Raw genomic sequence first — 24,814 nt, 5'->3', positions numbered from 1 at the left:
CGGTTCCCGGTATTTATTCGACCGCGTGCGCCGACCGCACGGCCTGCTCGCACGCATCGCGCACCGCGTCGGGGTCCCGCGCCCGGCTCTGACACCCGACGCTGATGCGGACCGATCCGTCGAGCAGCACCGTCCACCGCACGTCATGAGCGGCCCGCACCTCGCGGTAGGTCACCGCCGGGCGACCGGCGGTGCTACCGGCCGGGTTGAAGTCGACGAACACGCCGGCCGGTTCGGCGTCGATCGCGCGGCGCAGTGTCTCGGCGGCACCGCTGAGTGTCTCGCCGGGCGTCGGTGACTGGGTGACGTGCAACGCCACCTCCGGATCCGTCGGCGAGGTGATCTGTACCCGCGCCGATCCGGGACCGGAGACCACCCGCTGCGTAGCCCAGTCGGCGGGCACCGTCAGCGCGACCCGGCCTTCGAGCAGCACCGTCGTCGGCGCCGGCCGCGCCAGGGGTACCCCGCCCGGCCTCGGAACGGCCAGCGCCGGGACGGCCAGCCCGGTCACAGCGACCGCCGCCGCCGCGAGCCGAGTCGCCGACGACCCCCGCCGGGCCACCACCGCCGCCGGAGGCGGCTCCGCCGGCACGGACGCAGCGGCCCGGGCGAGTCTGGCGAGCCGCGCATCGTCGATCACCAGGACCGTCCGCTCGCCGCCGGGCACCGCCTCGGCGAGCAGCGTTGCGAGTTGCGCCGCTCCGTCGGCCCCGCCGGCGGCATCGATGACAACGGGCGCCGTGCCCGTCGCCACCACGGCCTCGACGACCTTCCCGACTGTCTGCTGCGGTGTCGCCCGGCGTGCCACCGCAACAGCCTGGGTACCCAGCACGGCCACCAACCGGCCGGTGATCTCCACCGATACCGGATGAGTCAGCTGGTCACCGGTTGCCGTCGCGAGCAACCACGACCGCGGCCGCAGCGTGACCGCACCGCTCAACTCCTTTGTGGCACTGGTGATCACACCGATGCGCGCCGCCGACCACCACGACGGATGCACCACGATCACACCGTCGTCATGCCCTGCGGCCAACGTGCGCAGCGCCTCGCTCCACAGCACCTCGACGGCCACCGGCTGCTCGTCTACCAGCGTCACCGCGTCGTCTACCGCCTCGACCGCGGCCACCCACGACTCGCTGGCTTGGACTGCGCCACAGCATAATCGGCGGATGACGGTCGGTCCGGCTTCGATGACGGCGCGATGTGCGGTCACGGGGGCGGACTCCAGGCAACCTGCACCATCTGCTCGACACCGGGACGGGTGATCAGCCTGCCACGTCCCGGGGGCAGCGGCACCGGCGGGCCCGACCCGAGTAGTGGTCCCTCCTCCGGTTGGCCGCTCATCAGCATCCCGAGGCACCCGAGGTCGCGCAGGCCGGCGAGCAGCGGATCGAACAGGGCGCGCGCCGCGCCCCCGCTGCGTCTGGCCACGATGACATGCAATCCGAGATCCGTTGCATAGGGCAGATATTCGAGCAGCGCCGACAACGAACCCGCGGCCAGGTCGTAGTCGTCGACGACGAGATAGATGTCGGACCCCGTCCACCACGCCCTGGCCCGCAGTTGCGCCTCGGTGACATCGGCGCCGGGACGCCGGTCGCGCAGGGTGGCGACCAGTTCCGGCAACATCGAACCCAGTGCAGCCGGTGACATGGCGTACCCGCCACGGTGTTCGGAATCGATCAGGCCGAGCAGGGTTCGCCGGAAGTCGACGATGAACAGTCGCGCCTGGGCGGCGGTGTTGGTTCGGACGATTTCGCGGCACAGCACCCGTAGTGCCGCGGTCTTGCCGCAGCCGTTGTCCCCCAGTATCAGCAGGTGCCGATTGGTGTCGAAATCGATTGTCAGCGGCTGTAATCGGTGCTCTTCGATCCCCAGCACCGCATTCTCGTCCGAGGCGGCGATGACGGTGGGATAGTCCACCAGGTCGGGCAGCAACGGTATCGGGGGTGCAACCCCGGCGCCGCGGCGCAACCCGACGCCGTCCGGCAGCGCGATCAGCATGTGCTTGCCGTCCCGGGACAGCCCGCGGCCGGGGCGGTCGGGCGGCACGTGGCGTGCCTGTCCGCGGTCGATTTCGGAGTCTGCGGGATCGCCGAGCCGAAGTTCGATGCGGGTGCCGATCTGATCCTTCAACGCCGGCCGTAGGTCCGCCCACCGCGACGTCGACAACACCACGTGCACACCGAACGAGAGCCCTTGGCCTGCAATGGCGGTGACCTTCTCGTCGATCCCCTCGAACTGCCTGCACAGCGTGGCCCAGCCGTCGATGACCAGAAAGATCTCCGCGTCGGTCGGCCGCACATTGCCGCGCGCACCGCAGGGTGCCTCCCGGGCCCGCACCGCCGACTCCATTTCAGCAACCATGCGCCAAACCAGCTGCGGCGCGGCGCGATCGGCCAGATCGCCCACATGTGGCAGGTCGCCCACCGCGGACAGCGTGCCGCCGCCAAAGTCCATGCAGTAGAACTGCACCTGCTCAGGTTCGTGGGTGGCGGCCAGCGCGGTGATCAAAGTGCGCAGCGCCGTGGACTTGCCCGCGCGAGGCGCACCGACAACAGCGACGTTGCCCGCGGCGCCGGACAGATCGACCAAGAGCGGGGTGCGGCACTGCTGGTACGGGCGGTCGACGACACCGAGGGGCACGGTGAGCCGCGTACCGGCGTGCGCGTCGAGTAACGCGCTCAGGGGTGGCGCCACGCTCAGCGGCGGCAACCACACCTGATGCGCGGGCGGGCCGTGCCCGGCCAACCGGTCCAAGACGGAGTGCAGCACCGAGGGCTGCGGCGCCGCGACGGACGGTGCCCCGGCGCCGACCGGTTCGGCAGTGAACCGGCGCACTTCAGCCTGCGCCTCAACCGGTTCGGCCCTCAGCAGCCCGGACACATATGCCGCCCGGAAGCGGACCGGCTCCGCACTGCCCGCCCGCAGGAACCCCACGCCGGGGGTGGCGGGCAGCTCGTAGGCGTCGAGGGTCCCCAGCACGGCCCGTGATTCACTGGCCGACAGCGTCTTGAGGCAGATCCGGTAGGAGAGATGTGCGTCGAGGCCGCGCAGCCGACCCTCGTCGAGCCGCTGACTGGCCAGCAGCAGGTGCATTCCCAGGGAGCGGCCGAGTCGGCCGATCGCGACGAAGGTGTCGGCGAAATCCGGGTGTTGGCTGAGCAGTTCGGAGAACTCGTCGACGATGATGAACAGGGCAGGCAACGGCACCGAGCTGGGCGCCTGGTTGTAGGCCGTGATGCTCGCGGCTCCCGCCATGCGCAACAGCTGTTGGCGGCGGTTCATCTCCCCCGCCAGCGCATCACGCATCCGGGCCACCAGCGGCGCTTCGTCGGCCAGATTGGTGACCACCGCAGCCACCTGGGGCGAGCCGGCGAAGTCGAGAAATGCTGCCCCACCTTTGAAGTCGATGAGGAGAAGGTTGAGCACGTCAGGTGGGTTGCAGGCCATCATGCCCAACGCGACAGTGCGCAACAGTTCGGACTTGCCCGATCCGGTGGCCCCGACACAGAGACCGTGTGGGCCGATTCCGCCTTCGGCGGCCTCGTTGATGTCCAGCTGCACGGGCTGTCCGCCAGCCGTGGTGCCGATCGGGACGCGCAGGTGCCGACGCTGAACGCCATTGCGCCACCTCAGTTTCGGTTCGGCACAACGTAGGTTGTCGATGCCGAGCAGGCTCGCCCAGTCATCGTCACCGCGCGGTACCGAGTTCCCGTAGGCGGCCAGCCGGCGAGCACACGCCAGGGCATCGCCGGCGTCGAGTCGGTCCGGCGCAGGTGGCGCCTCGGCCTGATCGCCATGCCGCACCGTCAGCGATGTCGCCTCAGCCCCCACCACGAGAAGGATGACCCCGGGGATCGAAGAGGCGGGCTCGGCGCTATCGACAACCAGAACGGCCCGGATGCCGACCGCAGCCAGGACAGTTCCGGCCTCACCCACTGTCGCAAACGTCAACTGCTCAGCACCGGCTGGACGTCGATTGTGCGGCAACCATTTCAACCAGTCCCAGTTGATCGGATTCCGGTCACAAGCCACTGCGATCAGCAACTGGCCGGGCGGCTGCGCCACCGCCAGCCGGCAGACGATTGCCCGGATCAGGTCCCGCACCTCGCCGGGGTCACCGTCGATCGTCACTTTCCCGTTCAGCGCTATCACGACGGGCGCTTCCAGTGTTGAGTGAGCACCCAGAAACCGTTGTCGCGCAGCGTCGCTGACCGGATCGCAGGCGGCGGGGGCGGGCACGGCCACCAGCCGGGTCGCCAGCGGCACCTGACCGATGCCAATTCGCACGTGGCAGAGTTCCGGCTGCACTGGTACCCACATGCGCGGGCCGCCGACCAGTGTCCACAGTGTGTCCGGGTCGGGGTGCGCGGAAATCAGTGCGCGGTGTTGTGCTGCAGCGGTGTGGGTGACCGTGTCACGTAGTTCGCCCAGATAGCTGAAGTACCAATCGCGCTCGGCATTGAGCGCAGCGCCGCGCCGGCGGCTGCGGCCGGTGAGTGCGGTCGCCAGAAGCGAGACCGACATCATCGCCGGGAACGCGATGAAGGTGGGATTGCGTACCGTCGGCGTCCCGGTGAGGAATCCCGCGCCGGTGACACCCAGCATCGCTATCGCCATGACAATCGGCACCACCAGGGCGAGCGGGCTCGACGACCCCGAGCGCGGCACCTCCGGCGGTGCCGTGACTTCGATTACCGCGGTCACAGTCGGGCAACGCTAGGGGCCGGTGCAATGTGCGACAAGTCGGCTGTGGACAACCGGAGATCACCGCCCCAGCAGCCGGTTAACGTCGCACAGATGCCGGAATCGTTGTGTCGCGTCACCGTTCATTGCGCAGGTGTCAGCACCGACCTGACCCTGCCCACCGCCCTGCCCGTCGCCGAACTCGTACCGCCGATCGTCGACCTCCTGGGTGGCGCACCGCGCGGCCGCCATCGCCTGTCCTGTATCGGCGGGGCGTCGATGCCGAACTCGACTACGTTGGCGCAGAACGGCATCCGAGATGGCGCCGTGCTCATCCTGAGCCGTGTGGACCCGCTGCCACCCGTGCGTCGTTGCGACGACGACGCCGCTGCGGTGGCAGCCGCGCTGGGCACCGCGACCCAGTCCCGCGAACCCGGCCGGCTCACCGGCGCGGTCGCGGCGGGCGGTCTCACCGCGGTCGGCGCAGCGGTGCTGGTCCGAAACGCATTCGTGGCGCCGGCCGGTGCGGGTACGGCCGCGGTGGTCGCCGGGGGCGCCGCAGTCGGCGCCCTCGCGGCGGCCGGCGTCGGGCACCGGGGTCTCGGCGACCCGGTCGCGGGACTCGCGCTTTCGCTCGTAGCCGCCATCTTCGCCGGTGTTGCCGGTCTGCTTGCGGTGCCGGGCCCACCCGGTGCCCCCAACGTGTTGCTGGCCGCGATGACGACGGCTGCCGCCACCGTGCTGGCTATGCGGATAACACACTGCGGGACAGTAACATTGGCCGCCCTGGCGTGCTGTGCCGTCGTCGGCGCGGTCGCCGCACTGGCGGAGGTGATCAGCGGCGCACCACCGCACATTGTCGGATCGATTATGGTGCCGGTCTGCCTGGGACTGATCGAGATGGCACCGCGGATCTCGATGGCGCTGACGGGTCTGTCACCAATGTGCAGCGAGACCGAGCTGGCCCATAAAGGGCTGCGCGCCGACAAGTGGTTGACCAGCATTCGCGGCGCGTGTGCGACGGCCTCAGCCGTCGCGGCCGTGCTTGCAGCATTGTCCGACCACCGCGCCGTCATGCTGGCCGTCGTCACCGGTGCGGTACTGCTGTGGCACTCCCGGACCGACCGGAGCAGAGCGATGATGTTCGCCGCCACCGGAATCGCCACTCTCACAATCACCTTCGCGATCTGGGCCATCGCCGCCCCGGCACACGGCCCGTGGATCGCCGCGCTGACCGCAACCCTCACCGCCGGGGCGATTTACCTCGATCTCGTCGCGCCCAGGACCCGCCTGTCTCCGGCGACGCAGCGGATCGTCGACTCGCTGGGCTGCTTGGCGTTGATCACTGTGGTGCCGGTGGTCTGCTGGACGTGCGGTGCGTTCAGCACTGTGCGCGGCCTGAACTTGCACCCGTGAAACGCCTACCGGGTCTGCTGCTGGCGGCAGCAGTGACGCTGCCGTATCAGATAGCTCCGGCATATGCGGTCTCGCCGCCACCGATCGACGAAAAATGGCTGCCCACTGCGGCATTGCCGGCGCCGTCACAGCGTACGGTGCAGCGGGAGGTGTGCGAAGTAGCCGCGCTGGGCGAGGTTGAGCAGCCAACCCAGTTCACCGGATTCGACCTGCCCCAGCTCTGGCAACTGACCCGCGGCGCTGGGCAGCGCGTCGCGGTCATCGATACCGGCGTCCGGCGGCACCCGCGCCTGAAGGATCTGGCGGCCGGCGGTGACTACGTGTCCCTCGGTGACGGCACCCAGGATTGTGACGCACACGGCACGCTGGTGGCCGGAATCATCGCTGCCACAACAGATAAGGCAGATACGTTCAGCGGCATCGCGCCCGATGTCACGCTGATCAGCATCCGACAGTCCAGTTCCAAGTTCGCTGCGGTCGGCGACCGGTCGCGGCAGGGCGTCGGCGACGTCCAGACCCTGGCGAAGGCCGTGCGGACGGCCGCCGACCTGGGCGCCTCGGTCATCAACATCTCGTCGGTCGCATGCGTGGCCGCCGCGGACAAGATCGACGACCGCGCACTGGGGGCGGCCCTGGCCTATGCGGTGGACGTCAAGAACGCGGTCGTTGTCGCGGCGGCAGGTAACAGCGGCGGACCGGCCCAGTGCCCACCGCAACCCCCCGGTGCCACCCGGGACACCGTGGCGGTGGTGGTCAGTCCGGCCTGGTACGACGAATACGTACTGACGGTCGGCTCGGTGAACTCCCAGGGCGCGCCGTCGTCGTTCACCCTGGCCGGGCCCTGGGTCGATGTCGCGGCGACGGGCGAGGGCGTCACCTCGTTGAGTCCGGTCACCGACGGGCTGGTGAACAGCACCAACGCCGCGCCGCTGTCGGGTACCAGCTATGCCGCGCCAGTGGTCAGCGGGGTGGCCGCGCTGATCCGGGCCCGGTTCCCGACGATGACCGCACGCCAGGTCATGCAACGCATCGAGTCGACGGCACATCATCCACCCGCCGGCTGGGATCCGCTGGTCGGTCACGGCACTGTCGACGCCCTGGCCGCGATCAGCACCGCCGCCACCCCACCGACCGCCGGCACGGCACCGACACACATCGACCTACCAGCTATCCAAACCCGGCAACCGTCGGACAGCCGTCCCCGCACCACCGCGTTCGGCGGCGCGGCGGCCTGTCTCCTAGCGGTGTTGGTGACGGTGGTGACCGGCCGGCTACGGCGCGCCCGTGCCGATGGTGTCACGCGCCACTGACGCCTGCTCTCTGCTCAGTTCCGGTCCGCCCGGCAGGGCCGCCAGCACCGGCCACGGCGCGGGTGCAGCGGTCGCCGGCAGCCCGAGGGCACGAGCGGCATCGTCGTCGTGGATCGCAAACCGCACTCCGGTATCGGTCACCAGGTAGCGGGTGCCGTAGGCCGGCCCGCTCCCGCCGAGGACCTGCCCGACTGCGTACGCGGTGCGGCCGGGCGGAATCCGGACGGCGTCGACTGCGGGCCCGCGGCCGTCGGCCTGCGCCAGGCTGACCGCACGACCCGGCGGCAGACCGCTGCCGGTCAGCACGGTGCTGTCGGCTGAACCCGAACGCGCAGGCTGCCATGTTGCGCACACCGTGGTGTCGCCGGAGAGGTGCGGTGTCTCGTCAGGAAAGCCGGCCACGGGCAGCGTGTGCACCAGCGGAGCCGCCCGGATCACATCGGGGGCCACCGCGATCACCCCCGCGGTGCCCTGCGAATCGCTGAACCGCAGCAGGTCCGCGGTGAAACGACCGATTCGCTGGACTCCCGCGTCGAGCACGACGTAATGCTCGTCACCCGAGGCGCGCGTGATCCGCAACACACTTCCCACCGCGAATCCCGGCAGCCAGGACCCGGCGGGCCCGCCCGCACGGCGGATCCGCGGGACGGCGATGGGCGGCACCTCCAGGATGGCATTGAGCAAAAGCGGTGAAACCCGGCGCGGAGCTTGGCCGGACAGTCCCGCAGCACGCAGCACCGCGGGGTCAGCCAGGTCCACCACCGCGCGACGTCCACGGTAGAGCAGATATACCGGCGAATCCGACCCAGCCGTCGCCAGCACGGCCCGGTCAGGTTCCAGGCGGCGCGGTGCCGATGCCGGTACCGGGCCGACCAACACCGTCGTAGTCGCAGCATCGTCACTGTCACAGACGGTCCAGACCGACTCGTCCGGCGACAGCGGCGGCGTCAACATCTGCGGCGCACCTGGAATGCCCAGCAGCGCACCATGTTTGACAGCGATCAGGGCAGACTCCGGCACCGGCGTCGGATTGGCGTCCACTGCCGCGATCAACCGCGCCGAGGCCAGGTTCAGCACCGGATGCCAGGTGTCGCCGACCCGCACATACAACGCACCGGACGTCCTGCCCATCGCGATTCGAGCGTCCCCGAGGTCGACCTGCGGCCGTAGCAAAGCCAGACTTGCGCAAACCACAACCGCGACAACGGCCAGCGCGCAGCCACCCGCCAACGCAGCGGCCTGGGCGCGCGGCGGCCCGCCGACCAACCGCGGATCCCTGCCCAGCAACGCGCATTCGATGCGACGCAGCAGGAATCGGTGGCCGCTGGCGTGCAGCCAGGTCGACGCTTGGGGCGGCACTTGATCTCCCGGAATGTTGCCGAATCGCCGTCTACGTTAGGTCGCGGACCGGTAGGCCGACGCCGTTCATCCACACCCACGAGGGTTTTGCCCGACCCGGCTGCGGGTAAAATTTCGGCGTGCTTCAGGAATTCCTCCGCTCAGCCGGTCAGGCCGGAGTGGGCGTCGGCGCATTGATCGCCGCGACACTCGTCTCTCCTGCTGCGACGGTTCCGGTGGCCGCGGCGGCCGACTGCCCGGACGCCGAGGTGGTTTTCGCCAGGGGAACCAACGAGCCGGTCGGCATGGGCCGGGTGGGTGATGCATTCGTGCAATCGTTGCGTCAGCAGACCAGCGGCCTGAACATCCGCACCTACGGCGTCAACTACGCCGCCAGCAAGTTGCAGCTACACGGTGGCGACGGCGCTAACGACGTGATTTCGCACGTCAAGTCGACGGCGTCGTCCTGCCCGAGCACCAAGATCGTGCTGGGTGGCTATTCGCAGGGCGCATCGGTGATGGACATCGTCGCCGGCGTGCCGATCGGTGGCATCAGTTGGGGCAGTGCGCTGCCGCCTGAGTACGCCGCCAACGTCGCGGCCGTGGTCACCTTCGGCGACGTCGCCGACCGGTCCGGTGGATCGTTGCCGACGCTGAGCCCGCTGCTGGGCGCCAAGGCCGTCGACTACTGCAACCCGATCGACCCGATCTGCCACGCCGGGGCCGGAAACGAGTGGACCGGGCACACCGAGGGCTATGTCCCGACCTACACGACCCTGGCTGCCTCCTTCGTGGCGAACAAGCTGATGGCGGGGACCACGCCGCACCTGCCCAGCCAGCTCCCGGGCAACAGCCCGTTGTTTCCCGCCTCCCCCGCACCGCTGGTGCCAGGATCACCGAGCACAGTCCCGTCGCCCGTCCCGGTAGCACCTGCGCCCGGTTCTATCGTGAGTTCGCCCGGGACCGGCATACAGGTCCACTGACCCACTGCCGAAGTATCCGTAGCATCGGATCATGAGGCGTGTGTCGATCGGCCGGTTGGCCGTCTTTGTAGCTGTTGCACTGCTCCCGTTCGCGTCCGTGCTCGCCGCGACTCCTGCCGTGGCGGCAGGTTGTCCGGACGCCGAGGTCGTCTTCGCCCGGGGACGCGAAGAGCCGCCGGGGGTCGGTCAGATCGGCGATGCTCTCGTCAGTTCGCTACGTTCCAAGACGAGTAAGTCGATCGGTGTCTACGGGGTGAACTATCCCGCCAACATCAGCGTCGACAGCGGCGCCAACGACATGAGCGGTCACGTGCAGTCGATGGCCAAGAGTTGCCCCAACACCCGTGAGGTGCTTGGCGGTTATTCGCTGGGCGCGGAGGTGGCCGATGTCGCGACGTGCTGCCGGATGGCGCCGGGCATGGACCAGCACGTGGCGGCGGTCGCGTTGTTCGGCAACGGCACCCGGGGAATCGCCCCCGCCTACGCCGCCAAGACGATCGACCAGTGCGCGCCGGGCGACCCCATCTGCGGCAGAGGCACCAGCTGGCCGGCGCACCTGCAGCCCTCCTACCTCAGCTCCGGACTCATCGATCAGGCTGCCGCGTTTGTGGCCGGGAAACTCTAGCTGGACCGCAGATCGCGGGTGATCAGCGTCCGCGCCGCGAGTTGGTCGGCGGGTGGATAGTCCACCTGCACCAGGGTCAGGCCCTGTGGCGGTGCCGCCGCGAAATCGCTGGATCTACTTGTCGCAGTGAGCATTTCGACGCACCAGTCGGGATTTCGTCGGTGCTCGCCCACCGCCAGTAGCGCCCCCACCAATGAGCGCACCATCGACCAGCAGAAGGCGTCCGCGCTGACCCGCGCGGTGACCAGATCCCCAGCCCGCGTCCAGTCCAGCCGCTGCAGTTCCCGGATCGTCGTCGCGCCTTCGCGGCGCCGGCAGAATGCGGCAAAGTCGTGCAACCCCAACAGGCCTCGCGAGGCGACGGCCATCGCGTCGATGTCCAGATCGCGTGGCCAGGCGGTGATGAAACGCGCCTGCTGTGGCACCACACCGTAGACCGCCGTCGACAACCGGTAGACGTAGTGGCGCCGCAGCGCCGAGAACCGGGCATCGAAACCTGCCGGCGCACGGGCTATTTCGAGCACGCGTACGTCGGCGGGCAGGAACCGGCCCAGCCGCCGCACCAATGCCCGGAACTCCGGGTCCCCGGACGGAGCGGTTCGCGAGTAGGCGTTGGGCACCGCGTCCGCAGGCACGTCCACATGGGCGACCTGTCCGGCCGCGTGCACCCCGGCGTCGGTGCGCCCGGCAGCACGCAACCGCACCGGCGTGCGGAACACGGTCGTCAGCGCGTCGTCAAGGACGCCGGCGACCGTGCGCTGACCCGCCTGTGCCGCCCAGCCCGCGAAATCGGTTCCGTCATAGGCGATATCGAGCCTCAGACGGACGAGCCCACTAATTCTCGGGAGCCTCTTCGGATTCCTCGAGCCCGCCCTGCGGCGCCACGGCCGCGGTTTCGGGTGCGTCCTCGGTCTCCGCGGCAGCCTCATCGGCCGAGGAGTCCACTGCCTCCGGCTCCACCGCAGCCTGCGGTGCCGCGGCCGCCGCCTCGGGTGCCTCGGATTTCTTGGACGCCTTGACCCGGCGCGCCCGGTCGGCCTCCGAGGTCACCGTCTTCTCCCGCACCAGCTCGATCACAGCCATCGGTGCGTTGTCGCCCTTGCGCGGCTCGACCTTGATGATGCGGGTGTAACCGCCGTCGCGGTCGGAGAAGAACGGGCCGATCTCGGCGAACAGCGTGTGCACCACATCCTTATCGCGGATCTTCTTCATCACCTCACGCCGATTGTGCAGCGTGCCTTTCTTGGCGTGGGTGACCAGCTTCTCCGCGTAGGGTCGCAGCGCCCGCGCCTTGGCCTCGGTGGTCTTGATCCGGCCGTGCTCGAACAACGACGTGGCCAGGTTGGCCAGAATCGCCTTCTGGTGCGAGGACGACCCGCCGAGACGAGGACCCTTGGTGGGCTTGGGCATTGCGACTTCTCCTAGGTGGGGCCGGCCCCCGTATCAGGTAGGACCGGGACGAGATTGAGTTAGAGCTGTTCGGTTTCCGCGTAGTCCTGGTCGTCGTAGGCACCCTCGGTGGACCAGGTGCCGGTGGCGACGTCGTACCCGGCGACCTCGGACGGATCGAAGCTCGGCGGGCTGTCCTTGAGTGAGAGGCCCAGCTGGTGGAGCTTGACCTTCACCTCGTCGATGGACTTCTGACCGAAGTTGCGGATGTCGAGCAGGTCGGACTCGGTGCGCGAGACCAATTCGCCGACGGTGTGCACGCCTTCGCGCTTGAGGCAGTTGTAGGACCGCACGGTCAGATCCAGATCGTCGATGGGCAGCGCGAACGACGCGATGTGGTCGGCCTCGGCCGGCGACGGCCCGATCTCGATGCCCTCGGCCTCGACGTTGAGTTCGCGTGCCAGACCGAACAGTTCGACCAGCGTCTTACCGGCCGAGGCCAGCGCGTCACGCGGGGTGATCGAGCTCTTGGTCTCCACGTCGAGGATCAGCTTGTCGAAGTCGGTGCGCTGCTCGACACGGGTGGCGTCCACCTTGTAGGTCACCTTGAGCACCGGTGAGTAGATGGAATCGACGGGGATACGGCCGATTTCGGCACCCGAGGCGCGGTTCTGCACGGCCGGCACGTAGCCGCGGCCGCGCTCGACGACGAGCTCGACCTCCAGCTTGCCCTTGTCGTTCAGGGTGGCGATGTGCATCGACGGGTTGTGCACGGTGACGCCGGCCGGCGGCACGATGTCGCCGGCAGTGACCTCACCCGGGCCCTGCTTGCGCAGGTACATGGTGACCGGCTCGTCCTCTTCGGACGAGACGACCAGGCTCTTGAGGTTCAGGATGATGTCGGTGACGTCTTCCTTGACTCCGGGCACGGTGGTGAACTCGTGCAGCACACCGTCGATGCGAATGCTGGTGACGGCCGCGCCGGGAATCGACGACAGCAGCGTACGACGCAGCGAATTGCCAAGGGTGTAACCGAAACCCGGCTCCAGCGGTTCGATGACGAACTGGGACCGGCTGTCGGTGAGGATGTCCTCGGACAGGGTGGGGCGCTGAGAAATCAGCATGGTGTTTCTCTATCTCCTTCTCGGCACCCGCTATTTGATGCCGTTTGGGTTCCGTTCCGGCGGCTGCCGAACCAGAAGTCTCTCGCTACTTCGAGTAGTACTCGACGATCAGCTGCTCGGCGAGCGGGACGTCGATCTGCGCACGGTCGGGCAGCTGGTGGATCAGGATGCGCTGCCGCTCCCCCACCACCTGCAGCCAGCTCGGGATGGGCCGGTCGCCCGCGGTCTCCCGCGCGATCTGGAACGGCACCGTGTTCACCGACTGGTCCCGCACATCGATGATGTCGTACTGCGACACCCGATAGCTGGGCACGTCGACGCGTACACCGTTGACCGTGAAGTGGCCATGGGTGACCAGCTGACGGGCCATCCGCCGGGTCCGGGCCAGCCCGGCGCGGTACACGACGTTGTCGAGCCGACTCTCCAGGATCTTCAGCAGTTCCTCACCGGTCTTGCCGGAATGCCGGGTCGCCTCTTCGTAGTAGCGGCGGAACTGCTTCTCCATCACGCCGTAGGTGAAGCGGGCCTTCTGCTTCTCCTGCAGCTGCTGACGGTATTCGCTTTCCTTGACCCGCGCGCGGCCGTGCTGGCCGGGCGGGTAGGGACGCTTCTCGTAGGACTGGTCGCCGCCGACGAGGTCGGTGCCCAACCGGCGCGACTTGCGCGTGATGGGTCCGGTGTAACGTGCCATGGTTTTCTAGACCCTTCTGCGCTTGGGCGGGCGGCAGCCGTTGTGCGGCTGGGGGGTGACGTCGGAGATCGCGCCTACCTCGAGGCCGGCGGCCTGCAACGACCGGATGGCGGTCTCGCGGCCCGATCCCGGGCCCTTCACGAAGACGTCGACCTTCTTGACGCCGTGCTCCTGGGCCTTGCGCGCGGCGTTCTCCGCGGCCAGCTGAGCGGCGAACGGAGTCGACTTACGCGAGCCCTTGAAACCGACGTGACCCGACGAGGCCCACGCGATCACATTGCCCTGCGGGTCGGTGATGGTCACGATCGTGTTGTTGAACGTGCTCTTGATGTGGGCGGCACCGTGCGGGATGTTCTTCTTTTCCCGACGACGGGTCTTCTGCCCCTTCTTCGGGCCTGCGGCTGCCTTCTTTGCTGGTGGCATTCGGGGTTACCTGGCCTTCTTCTTGCCGGCGATGGTGCGCTTGGGGCCTTTGCGGGTCCGCGCGTTGGTCTTGGTCCGCTGGCCGCGCACCGGTAGGCCGCGACGGTGCCGCAGGCCCTGGTAGCAACCGATCTCGATCTTGCGGCGAATGTCGGCCTGCACCTCGCGGCGCAGGTCACCCTCCACCTTCAGGTTGGCTTCGATGTAGTCGCGCAACTGGGTCAGCTGGTCGTCGGTGAGGTCTCGGGTGCGCAGGTCCTTGTCAATGCCGGTGGCAGCAAGGATCTCGTTCGAGCGGGTGCGACCCACACCGAAGATGTAGGTCAGCGCGATCTCCATGCGCTTGTCGCGCGGCAGATCGACGCCTACTAGTCGAGCCATAGGTGGCGTTTCCTCTTTCTCAGCGGAGGTCTTTTCCCAGTCCGTTCCCTGCCCAGAAGGTTCTGGGCGACGGGGTCCGGCCTCCGTCCGGACGTGTTGAACGGCCTATCCGCTCAGTGGAACTGGGAGGTCTGCATTCAGTTGTTGGGCCGAAGCCCTGACTAACCTTGTCTCTGCTTGTGGCGCGGGTCCTGGCAGATCACCATGACCCGTCCGTGCCGACGGATCACCCTGCACTTGTCACAGATCGGCTTGACGCTCGGGTTCACCTTCACGGCAGTCTCGGTCCTGTTCTTCCTCTGGGCTTGCTATTCAATGTCAGTGCGCTACTTGTACCGGTACACAATGCGGCCACGGGACAGGTCGTAGGGAGACAACTCCACCACCACCCGGTCCTCGGGCAGGATACGAATGTAGTGCTGCCGCATCTTGCCGCTGATGTGGGCGAGCACCTTGTGGCCGTTCTCCAGCTCGATGCGAAACATCGCATTCGGCAGGGGTTCGACCACGCGACCCTCGACCTCTATGGCACCGTCCTTCTTGGCCATTACGCTTTGACGATCCTCTACTTTTGGTTCCGTGCACCTGGTTGGGCGCAGCATTCGTCCGAACTGCAAAACGTGAACCGATGATGGAAATTCCTGGAAGAAATTTCAGATAGGGCACGCCAAGAGTCGGCACGGACGCCGCACCGTTGGTCCACGATACCCGCTTCGCCGCCCCCGACGCAAAACGCTGCAGATCAGCGCCCGAACCCGGAATAGGGCCGGTCAGCGCACAGGTTGGACCCGTCATGACGGATTCAGCTCAGAGCAAACCCGACCTGTCCCGATTCGGATCGTTCGGACGCGGCGTCACGCCGCAGCAAGCCAGGGAGATCGAAGCGTTGGGCTACGGCGCGGTCTGGGTGGGCGGCTCTCCGCCCGCCGAACTGGACTGGGTGGAACCGATCCTGGCGGCGACCAGCACCCTGCAGGTGGCCACCGGCATCGTCAACATCTGGACTGCGCCGGCCGGACCGGTTGCCAAATCGTTTCACCGGATCGACAAGGCCTACCCGGGCCGGTTCCTGCTGGGCATCGGTGTCGGCCATCCCGAGGCACACGCGCAATACCGCAAGCCGTACGACGCGCTGACCGAGTATCTGGATCAGCTCGACGAGCACGGCGTGCCTGCGCACCGCCGCGTGGTGGCCGCACTGGGTCCGCGGGTGCTCAAGCTTTCCGCGCAGCGCAGCGCCGGGGCACACCCGTACCTGACCACGCCCGAACACACCGCGCGGGCGCGCGAGCTGATCGGGCCGTCGGCGTTCTTGGCGCCCGAACACAAAGTCATCCTCACCACCGACGCCGAGAAAGCGCGAGCGGTGGGACGCAAGGCCCTCGAGATCTATCTCAATCTCGCCAACTACCTGAACAGCTGGAAGCGACTCGGTTTCACCGACGACGATGTCGCCAAGCCGGGCAGCGACCGGCTGGTGGACGCGGTGGTCGCGTACGGGACCACCGATGCGATCGCTGGCCGGCTGCGCGAGCACCTCGACGCCGGTGCCGACCACGTCCCCGTCCAGGTTCTGACCCGGAATGAGAACCTTGTCCCGGCCCTGGCCGAATTGGCCGGGGCGCTCGGGCTCGAACGGGTATAGGGGGCTAGATGACTGGCTCAGTTTCACTCAAACCTGATTTGGGGCGGTTCGGCGTATGGCTGGGCTCCCGGTCCCTGGAACCGGAGTTGGCGGCCCAGATCGAATCCCTCGGCTACGGCGGGGCGTGGATCGGCGCTTCCCCGGACGCCGACCTGGCCTGGGTCGAACCCGCGCTGGCCGAGACCAGTTCGCTGCAGCTGGCCACCGGGATCGTGAATGTGTGGACGGCGCCGGCCGCCGAGGTCGCGGCGTCCTATCAGCGCATCGAATCCGCCTATCCAGGTCGGTTCCTGCTCGGGGTCGGAGTGGGTCATCCCGAACACACCGAGCAGTACCAGAAGCCGTATGACGCGCTGGTGTCCTACCTCGACGCGCTGGACAATGCGCTGGTGCCGACGAGTCGCAGGGTGCTTGCGGCGCTCGGCCCGCGGGTGCTGGAACTGGCCGCCGCACGCAGCGCGGGTGCGCATCCGTACCTGACAACGCCTGAACACACCGGCAAGGCACGGCATCTGGTGGGCAACACCGTATTTCTGGCGCCGGAGCACAAGGTCGTCCTCACCACCGACGCGGCCGAGGCCCGCGCGGTGGGCCGCAAGTTCGTCGACTTCTACCTCGGCCTGAGCAACTACGTGAACAACTGGTTGCGGCTGGGCTTCACCGAGGACGACGTGCGCAAGCCTGGTAGCGACCGGCTGATCGACGCGCTGGTCGCCTACGGCACCCCCGACGCGATCGCGCGGCGCCTCAACGAGCACATCGACGCCGGTGCCGACCACGTCGCGGTCCAGGTCCTGGGTGCCTCGCGTCCCGAGCAGCTGATACCGGTCCTCGACGAACTGGCTGGAGCGCTGAGCCTCACCCATTAGGGTTGGCCCCATGCGACTGCTGGTCACCGGAGGGGCGGGCTTCATCGGCGCGAACTTCGTGCACAGCACCGTGCGCGAACACCCCGAGGATTCGGTGACCGTCATCGACTCGCTGACCTACGCCGGCCGGCGGGAGTCGCTGGCCAACGTGGCCGACGCCATCAGATTCGTCGAAGGCGATATCTGCGATGCTGAGCTGGTCTCGTCGCTGGTGGCCGAATCCGACGCCGTCGTCCACTTCGCCGCCGAATCCCATGTGGACAACGCACTCGATGATCCGGAGCCGTTCCTGCACACGAACGTGATCGGCACGTTCACCATCCTGGAGGCGGTGCGGCGCCACGGAGTCCGGTTGCACCACATCTCCACCGACGAGGTGTACGGCGACCTGGAACTGGGCGATCCCCAGCGGTTCACCGAATCCACGCCGTACAACCCGTCGAGCCCGTACTCGGCGACCAAGGCCGGCAGCGACATGCTGGTCCGGGCCTGGGTGCGGTCCTACGGCGTGCGCGCAACCCTGTCCAACTGCTCGAACAATTACGGTCCGTATCAGCACATCGAGAAGTTCATCCCCCGCCAGATCACCAACGTGCTTACCGGCCGTCGGTGCAAGCTCTACGGCGCGGGGGCCAACGTACGGGACTGGATACACGTCGAGGACCACAACAGCGCGGTGCGCAGCATCCTGGAGAAAGGTCAGATCGGCCGCACCTACCTGATCAGCTCAGAGGGTGAACGCGACAACCTGACGGTCCTGCGCACGGTGTTGCGCATGATGGGTCGCGACCCCGACGACTTCGACCACGTGACCGACCGCGTTGGCCACGATCTTCGGTACGCCATCGATCCGACGCTGCTCAACACCGAATTGTGTTGGGCGCCAAAGCACACCGATTTCGAAGAAGGACTGCAAGCCACCATCGACTGGTATCGGGCCAACGAATCGTGGTGGCGCCCGGTCAAAGATGCCGCCGAGGCCCGATACGCAGAGCGTGGTCAGTGACATGGAAGCGCGCGAACTGAAGATCCCTGGCGCCTGGGAGATCACCCCGAAAATCCATCCTGATTCCCGCGGGCTGTTCTTCGAATGGCTGACCGACCGCGGCTTCCGGGAATTCACCGGCCACAGTCTGGACATCAAGCAGGCCAACTGCTCGGTGTCGTCGGCGGGAGCTTTGCGGGGTCTGCACTTCGCCCAGCTGCCACCCAGCCAGGCCAAGTATGTGACCTGCTTGACCGGTGCCATCTTCGACGTGGTGGTCGATATCCGGATCGGTTCACCGACCTTCGGGCAGTGGGACGCCGTCCGCCTGGACTCCCGTGTGCACAACACGGTCTACATCTCCGAGGGTCTCGGCCACGGTTTCCTTGCCCTGGAAGACAATTCGACGGTGATGTATCTGTGTTCGGCGGAGTACAACCCGCAGCGAGAGCACACCATCCGCGCCACCGACCCCGTGCTGGCCATCGACTGGCCGCTGGTGGACGGCGCCGCTCCCAGCTTGTCCGACCGCGACGCGGTAGCCCCCAGCTTCGACGAGGTGCGCGAGTCCGGCTTGTTGCCCACCTGGGATGAGACGCAGCAATTCATCCGGGCTCTTGCCTAGGCGGCGTGCAGATCCAGCAACGAGTCGAGTCGGGGATAACCAGGTGGCCGCGGCGCCGTGGAGTGGTAGTGGGCTCCGGTGGGTGTGGTGTATTCGGCTGTGTGCCTCTGGTTTTCGCCGGTCGCCGTGGCCACGGTCCAACCGGCCGACTCTTTGACGTAGTTACAGTATTCGCACAGGCCCTGGCCGTTGTCGGCGGAGGTGGGGCCACCCCGCTGCCACGGCCGGACATGGTCACGGTGGCGGATGGGGGCGTCGCAGTAGGGGGTGCGGCAGGTTTGGTCGCGTAGCCCGATGAAGTGGGCCAGCCCGCGAGGGAAGGCGCGCGAGCGCGCCTCCATCGCGACCAGGGCGCCGGTCTGAGGTCGGACGTAGAGGCGGCGCAGGGTGGCCCGGGACCTGGTGTCGGCCAGCGCGCTGTTGATGAGGTTGCGCGCCACCGCGGCCGGGATCGGCCCATAGCCGTCGATCACGGCGGCGCTGCGTTCGTCCCCGAGCAACGCCTCATCGGAGATCGTCATGTTGACCGCGACCGGCGCCGGCACGTCGGCGGGCGTCCCGGTGACCCGCTCGAACAAGGTGTCGGCCATGACTTGGCCGCGGGAGCGCCCGTCGAACGTGGTGTCGGCGGCGCGGCGCAGTGCGGCGTAGACCCCGACCCCCTTCGCAACGGGCAGCAGGGCGCTGACCCACGTCATGGTGTCCGGCGCGGGCCGGATGGTCACAGTGCGCTCTTTCTCGGCCTTGGCGGCGCGATCGACGACCGCATGCGGATCGAGGCGGTAGGCGATGGCCCGGGCCGCCGCACTCACCCGCCTGTCGCCCATTCCCTGCAATTCCGTGGCGTCGGCGCACAATTCGCGGTCGAGCGTGCGGCGATCCTCGACATCCAGGCACGCCGATTCGCGCACAATCAAGGTGGCGCGCCATTCCGACAACACCCCGGCGTATAGCGCGGCCAGAGTGTGCGGCATCTCGTGGACCAGTGCGTTGGCGAAACCGAGGTGCTGGCCCCCACGGGCCGGCGAGTCGTGCCGGGCCAACGCGACCTCACCGGCCAGCCCGCGGCACTGCTTGCGGGTGGGCACCCCGGCCGCAGCTTCAGCCGCGCGCCGGGCAGTTATCAATTCAGCTGTTAGGCGTGCCTGTTCGGCGGCGGCCCGGCTTTTGAGCTGTTCCAGGGCGGTGATGCGCGCGATCAGATCGGCCTCGCCGGCACCGCCGCCCAGCGCGGACGCAGACATTGAATCGAACATATGTTCGAGCATACGCCCGCTACGGACTCCCCGCCAGCCGCCCATCTCCCGGGATTTGCCAACGCTGAATCCGATTTACTAGGATATGCAAGTATCCACCATCCCTCTCCTGACAGGGACCACATGACCACACAGATTCCGCACTTCATCGACGGCCGGCGCACCGCCGGGCAGTCCACCCGCACCGCCGACGTGCTCAACCCGAGCACCGGCGAGGTCCAGGCGACACTGCCGCTGGCCTCCCAGGCCGATGTCGATGCCGCCGTCGCATCGGCCAAGGAGGCCCAAAAGGGTTGGGCCGCCTGGAATCCCCAGCGGCGTGCCCGCGTGCTGATGCGGTTCATCGACCTGGTGAATCAGAACATCGACGAGCTCGCCGAATTGCTGTCGCTCGAGCACGGCAAGACGGTCGCCGACGCCAAGGGTGACGTCCAGCGCGGTATCGAGGTGATCGAGTTCTGCATCGGCATCCCGCATCTGCTCAAGGGCGACTACACCGAAGGCGCCGGCCCCGGCATCGACGTGTACTCGCTACGCCAGCCGCTGGGTGTCGTCGCGGGCATCACCCCGTTCAACTTCCCGGCGATGATCCCGCTGTGGAAGGCCGGCCCGGCACTCGCATGCGGAAATGCGTTCGTGCTCAAGCCGAGTGAGCGCGACCCGTCGGTTCCGTTGCGACTGGCCGAGCTGTTCACCCAGGCCGGTCTGCCGCCTGGGGTCTTCCAGGTGGTGCACGGCGACAAAGAAGCTGTCGACGCCATCTTGCATCACCCGGACATCAAGGCGGTGGGTTTCGTCGGCAGTTCCGACATCGCGCACTACATCTATTCGACGGCCGCAGCCAACGGCAAGCGTTCACAATGCTTCGGTGGCGCGAAGAACCACATGATCGTCATGCCGGACGCCGACCTCGACCAGGTCGTCGATGCACTGATCGGCGCCGGTTACGGCAGCGCCGGCGAGCGGTGCATGGCGATCAGCGTAGCGGTCCCGGTCGGCGAGCAGACCGCAGACCGCCTGCGCGCCAGGCTGATTGAGCGGATCAACAACCTGCGCGTCGGACACAGTCTGGACCCCAAGGCCGACTACGGCCCGTTGGTCACCGAAGCCGCGCTGCACCGGGTGCGCGACTACATCAACCAGGGCGTGGAGGCCGGCGCCGAGCTTGTCATCGACGGCCGCGAGCGGGCCAGTGACGACCTGACTTTCGGCGACGCGAACCTCGAGGGCGGTTTTTTCATCGGCCCCACCCTGTTCGACCACGTCACCACCGACATGTCGATCTACACCGACGAGATCTTCGGCCCGGTGCTGTGCATCGTGCGCGCCCACGACTACGAAGAGGCCCTGCGGTTGCCCACCGAGCACGAGTACGGCAACGGGGTGGCCATCTTCACCCGTGACGGCGATTCCGCGCGCGACTTCACGTCGCGGGTGGAGGTGGGCATGGTCGGGGTCAATGTGCCGATCCCGGTTCCGGTGGCCTACCACACCTTCGGCGGCTGGAAGCGGTCCGGTTTTGGTGACCTCAACCAGCACGGGACCGCGTCGATCCAGTTCTACACCAAGGTGAAGACCGTGACGTCGCGCTGGCCGTCGGGCATTAAGGACGGTGCCGAATTCTCAATTCCCACAATGGATTAGCGGTAGCTCATGTTTACCCTTGATGACGAAGAGCGGGTTATCACCGAGACGGCAGCCGCGTTCGCCGACAAACGGCTGGCCCCCTTCGCCCTGGAATGGGATGCCACCAAGCATTTCCCGACTGACGTACTGCGCGATGCAGCCCAACTCGGCATGGCGGCGATCTACTGTCGCGACGACGTCGGCGGCAGCGGGTTGCGGCGCCTCGACGGAGTGCGCATCTTCGAACAATTGGCGATCGCCGACCCGGTGACCGCTGCGTTCTTGTCGATCCACAACATGTGCGCGTGGATGATCGACCGTTACGGCACCGCGGAACAACGCAAGGCATGGGTGCCGCGCCTGGCGTCGATGGACGCCATCGCCAGCTACTGCCTGACCGAGCCCGGCGCCGGTTCCGATGCCAGCGCACTGAGCACCCGCGCAGTGAAACAAGGCTCGGACCACGTGCTCGACGGCGTCAAGCAATTCATCTCCGGCGCCGGCACCTCCGACGTGTACGTCGTCATGGCGCGCACCGGGAGCGAAGGCCCCCGCGGCATTTCGGCGTTCATCGTCGAAAAGGACGCTGCGGGGCTCAGTTTCGGTGCGATGGAACAGAAGATGGGCTGGAATTCTCAACCCACCGCCCAAGTGGTGCTCGACGGAGTGCGGGTGCCGGCCGATGCCATGCTGGGCGGCGCCGACGGCGAAGGCGCCGGCTTCGGCATCGCGATGAACGGCCTCAACGGCGGCCGGTTGAACATCGCGGCGTGCTCGCTGGGCGGCGCGCAGTCCGCATTCGACAAAGCGGGCGCCTATGTGCGCGACCGGCAGGCGTTCGGCTCGGCACTGCTCGACGAACCCACCATCCGGTTCACCCTCGCGGACATGGCGACCGGGCTCGAGACATCACGAATGATGTTGTGGCGGGCCGCAAGTGCGCTGGACGCCGACGCCGAGGACAAGGTGGAGCTGTGCGCGATGGCGAAGCTGTACGTCACCGACACCTGCTTCACGGTCGCCGATAAGGCATTGCAGCTGCACGGTGGCTACGGTTATCTGCGCGAGTATGGTCTGGAGAAGATCGTGCGCGATCTGCGGGTGCATCGAATCCTGGAGGGCACCAACGAGATCATGCGTGTGGTCGTCGGCCGGGCCGAAGCCGCACGTTTCCGGGCCAGCGCCTAGAAGGGCACTATGACAACACGTCTCGCGATCGCGTTCCTGGGGCTCGGCAACATGGGCGGCCCCATGGCGGCCAATCTGCTTGACGCAGGCCACCTTGTGCGCGGCTTCGACCCGGTGTCCGCAGTTGCCGGCGCCGCCGCCGACAAGGGCGTGACCCTGTTCGGCACCGCGGCCGAAGCGGTAGCCGACGCCGATGTCGTGATCACCATGCTGCCCAACGGTGACGTGGTGAAGCGCTGCTACAGCGAAGTGCTGCCGGCCGCGCGAGCCGGGGCGTTGTTCATCGACAGCTCCACGATCTCGGTGAACGACGCCCGCGAGGCCCACGGGCTGGCCGGGTCACACGGTATGCAGCAACTCGACGCACCCGTGTCCGGCGGCGTCAAGGGCGCCGCGGCCGGGACGCTGGCTTTCATGGTCGGCGGCGAAGCTGACGCCCTGGATCGGGCTCGTCCGGTGCTGGAACCGATGGCGGGCAAGATCATCCACTGTGGCGCGGCCGGAGCAGGGCAGGCCGCGAAGTTGTGCAACAACATGGTGCTGGCCGTGCAGCAGATCGCCATCGGCGAGGCGTTCGTGCTCGCCGAGAAACTCGGGCTGGAAGCGCAATCACTGTTCGACGTGATCACCGGCGCGACCGGCAACTGCTGGGCGGTGCACACCAATTGCCCGGTGCCAGGGCCGGTTCCAACGTCACCCGCCAACAACGACTTCAAGCCCGGCTTCGCTGCCGCGCTGATGAACAAAGACCTGGGACTGGCGATGGACGCGGTCGCTTCGACCGGTGCGGCGGCGCCGTTGGGCACGCACGCGGCACAGATCTACGCCGAATTCGCCGCCACACACCCCGGCAAGGACTTCAGCGCGATCATCGAACAACTGCGGACCTAGAAGTCACCGGCGTTGCGCCGCAACGTCTCGATCGACGACACCAGCGCCTGCGATTCGTCGGCGGCCATCCCGATGTCGGCGAACACCTGCTCGTTGAGCGTGACCGTGGCGTCCTCCACGGTGGATCGGCCGAGGTCGGTGATTTCCACCAGCGTGGTGCGTCCATCGGTGGGATGTGGCACCCGTCGCACCAGACCGTCGGCCTCCAGGCGCCGGATCGCATGGGTGACGCTGGTGACGTGCACCTGCAACCGGTCGGAAGCTTTGGTGATCGGCAGTGCCCCGGTGCGGCTGAACGCCAGTAGGCGCAGCAGTTCGTAGCGGGAGAAGCTCAGGTCGTAGGGACGCAGCGCCGCTTCGACGCGCGCCAGCAGGATCTGGTGGGCCCGCATCACCGACGTCACTGCGACCATGCCCCCCGAGACTTCACCCCAGCCGGCCCGTTCCCAATTGGTCCGTGCCGCAGCGATCGGATCGCGCTTCTGGGAGTCGGCCACGCCCCTTTCTTACCCCAAGGGCAACAACCGGCCTAGCCAGCCCCACCAGCGGGGGCGGACGGCTTCACAAGGTCAGGATCCGCGGCCCGGCCTCGGTGACCGCGACCGTGTGTTCCCAGTGCGCCGCACGGGAGCCGTCGACGGTGATGACCGTCCATTTGTCGTCGAGAACGGATGTCTTACCGGTTCCCAGCGTCAGCATCGGTTCGATCGCCAGCACCGAACCGTCGGCGAGTAACGGGCCCCGGCCCGGCGCGCCTTCGTTGGGCAGGAACGGGTCCAGGTGCATCTGCCGGCCGATGCCGTGCCCGCCGTATCCCTCGACGATTCCGAACGCGCGGTCGTAGCGGACCTCGGCGGCGCGCGTGCCCGTTTCGATGGCGTGTGAGACGTCGGTCAACCGATTCCCGATGACCATCGCCGCGATGCCGGCCTCCAGTGACTCCCGGGTCGCCTCCGACAGTGCTTCGTCGGCGGGGATCAGGGCGCCCACTCCGAAGCTGACGGCCGCGTCGCCGTGCCAGCCGTCCAGGATCGCACCGCAGTCGATGGACACCAGGTCGCCCGGCACGAGTATTTCGGCGGCCGACGGGATCCCGTGCACGACACGGTCGTTGACCGATGCGCAGATCGAGGCGGGATAGCCGTGGTAGCCCAGGAAGGACGGGACCGCCCCGGCATCGCGGATCACCGATTCGGCGATCTCGTCCAGTGCCAGGGTGGAGACGCCGGCCACAGCGGCGGATTGCACGGCGCGCAACGCGGCTGCGACGACGGCTCCGGCCGCGGCCATCGCGTCGAGTTCATCGGCGGTGCGCTGCGGCACCACTCGGCGGCCCCGCAGCCGTGCCAGGGCACCCATG

At 67.7% G+C, this 24,814-nt stretch carries 25 protein-coding genes; 11 read left to right on the top strand and 14 right to left on the bottom strand.

The features are described 5' to 3' along the window. Positions 1–13: 13 nt before the first annotated feature. Together AC5Y6Y_RS06565 and eccCb are read right to left on the bottom strand one after the other, a co-directional pair. Positions 14–1,213 (bottom strand): type VII secretion-associated protein, encoded by a 1,200-nt coding sequence (locus tag AC5Y6Y_RS06565; RefSeq protein ID WP_473139789.1) that lies wholly within the window; start codon positions 1,211–1,213, stop codon positions 14–16. Then, on the bottom strand, positions 1,210–4,710 hold the full coding sequence (gene eccCb / locus AC5Y6Y_RS06560; protein ID WP_499917862.1) for a type VII secretion protein EccCb: 3,501 nt from the start codon (positions 4,708–4,710) through the stop codon (positions 1,210–1,212). Before eccCb ends, AC5Y6Y_RS06565 begins: the two co-directional genes overlap by 4 nt. Before the next feature lie 93 nt (positions 4,711–4,803). On the opposite strand from eccCb, the gene eccD reads away from it, so the two are divergent. Together eccD and mycP are read left to right on the top strand one after the other, a co-directional pair. Further along, entirely contained in the window at positions 4,804–6,105 is a 1,302-nt protein-coding gene (eccD, locus tag AC5Y6Y_RS06555) for a type VII secretion integral membrane protein EccD (protein ID WP_473139291.1), read from the top strand. Between the two features lie 14 nt (positions 6,106–6,119). Next, positions 6,120–7,415, top strand: coding sequence for a type VII secretion-associated serine protease mycosin (gene mycP / locus AC5Y6Y_RS06550; protein WP_473139497.1), 1,296 nt, complete (start codon positions 6,120–6,122; stop codon positions 7,413–7,415). Here the strand turns inward: mycP and eccB are convergent. Further along, complete coding sequence (gene eccB, locus AC5Y6Y_RS06545) at positions 7,377–8,774, bottom strand: type VII secretion protein EccB (RefSeq protein WP_473139292.1); 1,398 nt, start codon at positions 8,772–8,774, stop codon at positions 7,377–7,379. The genes mycP and eccB overlap by 39 nt on opposite strands. A gap of 119 nt (positions 8,775–8,893) precedes the next feature. On the opposite strand from eccB, the gene AC5Y6Y_RS06540 reads away from it, so the two are divergent. Both AC5Y6Y_RS06540 and AC5Y6Y_RS06535 read left to right on the top strand, forming a co-directional pair. Next, entirely contained in the window at positions 8,894–9,736 is an 843-nt protein-coding gene (locus tag AC5Y6Y_RS06540; protein ID WP_473139293.1) for a cutinase family protein, read from the top strand. Positions 9,737–9,767: 31 nt separating this feature from the next. Next, complete coding sequence (locus AC5Y6Y_RS06535; protein WP_463825879.1) at positions 9,768–10,361, top strand: cutinase family protein; 594 nt, start codon at positions 9,768–9,770, stop codon at positions 10,359–10,361. Here AC5Y6Y_RS06535 and truA read toward each other — a convergent pair. The 8 genes from truA to infA form a co-directional block, all read right to left on the bottom strand. Beyond that, a complete protein-coding gene (truA, locus tag AC5Y6Y_RS06530) occupies positions 10,358–11,290 on the bottom strand; it encodes a tRNA pseudouridine(38-40) synthase TruA (RefSeq protein WP_473139294.1) in 933 nt (310 codons plus the stop codon). The two genes, AC5Y6Y_RS06535 and truA, sit on opposite strands and share 4 nt — an antisense overlap. After that, complete coding sequence (gene rplQ, locus AC5Y6Y_RS06525) at positions 11,196–11,771, bottom strand: 50S ribosomal protein L17 (RefSeq protein WP_473139295.1); 576 nt, start codon at positions 11,769–11,771, stop codon at positions 11,196–11,198. The genes truA and rplQ overlap by 95 nt, the downstream gene beginning before the upstream one ends. A gap of 59 nt (positions 11,772–11,830) precedes the next feature. Continuing rightward, complete coding sequence (locus AC5Y6Y_RS06520) at positions 11,831–12,874, bottom strand: DNA-directed RNA polymerase subunit alpha (protein WP_055579866.1); 1,044 nt, start codon at positions 12,872–12,874, stop codon at positions 11,831–11,833. Positions 12,875–12,959: 85 nt separating this feature from the next. Next, positions 12,960–13,565 carry a 30S ribosomal protein S4 gene (gene rpsD / locus AC5Y6Y_RS06515; protein WP_463825876.1) on the bottom strand — a complete coding sequence of 202 codons (606 nt, stop codon included), beginning with the start codon at positions 13,563–13,565 and terminating at the stop codon, positions 12,960–12,962. 6 nt (positions 13,566–13,571) lie between these two features. Beyond that, positions 13,572–13,988 carry a 30S ribosomal protein S11 gene (rpsK, locus tag AC5Y6Y_RS06510; protein WP_463825875.1) on the bottom strand — a complete coding sequence of 139 codons (417 nt, stop codon included), beginning with the start codon at positions 13,986–13,988 and terminating at the stop codon, positions 13,572–13,574. A 6-nt stretch (positions 13,989–13,994) separates the two neighbouring features. Further along, positions 13,995–14,369, bottom strand: a complete 375-nt coding sequence (gene rpsM, locus AC5Y6Y_RS06505; protein ID WP_463825874.1) for a 30S ribosomal protein S13 — start codon at positions 14,367–14,369, stop codon at positions 13,995–13,997. A 161-nt stretch (positions 14,370–14,530) separates the two neighbouring features. Beyond that, entirely contained in the window at positions 14,531–14,644 is a 114-nt protein-coding gene (gene rpmJ, locus AC5Y6Y_RS06500) for a 50S ribosomal protein L36 (protein ID WP_003886927.1), read from the bottom strand. A 51-nt stretch (positions 14,645–14,695) separates the two neighbouring features. After that, positions 14,696–14,917 (bottom strand): translation initiation factor IF-1, encoded by a 222-nt coding sequence (gene infA / locus AC5Y6Y_RS06495; RefSeq protein WP_003418601.1) that lies wholly within the window; start codon positions 14,915–14,917, stop codon positions 14,696–14,698. Between the two features lie 245 nt (positions 14,918–15,162). On the opposite strand from infA, the gene AC5Y6Y_RS06490 reads away from it, so the two are divergent. The 4 genes from AC5Y6Y_RS06490 to AC5Y6Y_RS06475 are packed head-to-tail and all read left to right on the top strand — an operon-like array spanning position 15,163 to position 18,493. Further along, positions 15,163–16,014, top strand: coding sequence for an LLM class F420-dependent oxidoreductase (locus AC5Y6Y_RS06490; RefSeq protein ID WP_473139296.1), 852 nt, complete (start codon positions 15,163–15,165; stop codon positions 16,012–16,014). A gap of 8 nt (positions 16,015–16,022) precedes the next feature. Then, entirely contained in the window at positions 16,023–16,883 is an 861-nt protein-coding gene (locus tag AC5Y6Y_RS06485) for an LLM class F420-dependent oxidoreductase (protein WP_473139297.1), read from the top strand. Between the two features lie 10 nt (positions 16,884–16,893). Further along, a complete protein-coding gene (gene rfbB / locus AC5Y6Y_RS06480; protein WP_473139298.1) occupies positions 16,894–17,889 on the top strand; it encodes a dTDP-glucose 4,6-dehydratase in 996 nt (331 codons plus the stop codon). Between the two features lies 1 nt (position 17,890). Further along, positions 17,891–18,493 carry a dTDP-4-dehydrorhamnose 3,5-epimerase family protein gene (locus tag AC5Y6Y_RS06475; protein ID WP_473139299.1) on the top strand — a complete coding sequence of 201 codons (603 nt, stop codon included), beginning with the start codon at positions 17,891–17,893 and terminating at the stop codon, positions 18,491–18,493. On the opposite strand, the gene AC5Y6Y_RS06470 is transcribed toward AC5Y6Y_RS06475, so the two are convergent. Continuing rightward, positions 18,490–19,749: an HNH endonuclease gene (locus tag AC5Y6Y_RS06470; protein WP_473139300.1), complete on the bottom strand. Its 1,260-nt coding sequence runs from the start codon at positions 19,747–19,749 to the stop codon at positions 18,490–18,492. The two genes, AC5Y6Y_RS06475 and AC5Y6Y_RS06470, sit on opposite strands and share 4 nt — an antisense overlap. Before the next feature lie 123 nt (positions 19,750–19,872). Here AC5Y6Y_RS06470 and AC5Y6Y_RS06465 point away from each other — a divergent pair, with 123 nt between their 5' ends. From AC5Y6Y_RS06465 to mmsB, 3 genes are read left to right on the top strand one after another with little or no spacing between them, the layout of a single operon-like run. After that, complete coding sequence (locus tag AC5Y6Y_RS06465; protein WP_473139301.1) at positions 19,873–21,393, top strand: CoA-acylating methylmalonate-semialdehyde dehydrogenase; 1,521 nt, start codon at positions 19,873–19,875, stop codon at positions 21,391–21,393. A gap of 9 nt (positions 21,394–21,402) precedes the next feature. Next, positions 21,403–22,563 (top strand): acyl-CoA dehydrogenase family protein, encoded by a 1,161-nt coding sequence (locus AC5Y6Y_RS06460; protein WP_473139302.1) that lies wholly within the window; start codon positions 21,403–21,405, stop codon positions 22,561–22,563. A gap of 9 nt (positions 22,564–22,572) precedes the next feature. Continuing rightward, complete coding sequence (mmsB, locus tag AC5Y6Y_RS06455; protein ID WP_473139303.1) at positions 22,573–23,454, top strand: 3-hydroxyisobutyrate dehydrogenase; 882 nt, start codon at positions 22,573–22,575, stop codon at positions 23,452–23,454. Here the strand turns inward: mmsB and AC5Y6Y_RS06450 are convergent. Both AC5Y6Y_RS06450 and map read right to left on the bottom strand, forming a co-directional pair. Further along, positions 23,451–23,951: a MarR family winged helix-turn-helix transcriptional regulator gene (locus tag AC5Y6Y_RS06450; protein WP_463825866.1), complete on the bottom strand. Its 501-nt coding sequence runs from the start codon at positions 23,949–23,951 to the stop codon at positions 23,451–23,453. The genes mmsB and AC5Y6Y_RS06450 overlap by 4 nt on opposite strands. A gap of 64 nt (positions 23,952–24,015) precedes the next feature. Beyond that, positions 24,016–24,813: a type I methionyl aminopeptidase gene (gene map, locus AC5Y6Y_RS06445; protein WP_473139304.1), complete on the bottom strand. Its 798-nt coding sequence runs from the start codon at positions 24,811–24,813 to the stop codon at positions 24,016–24,018. Position 24,814 lies beyond the last annotated feature (1 nt).

Source organism: Mycobacterium sp. NGS24 (genome assembly GCF_059813065.1).
This window is presented reverse-complemented; position numbering and strand designations above follow the sequence as displayed.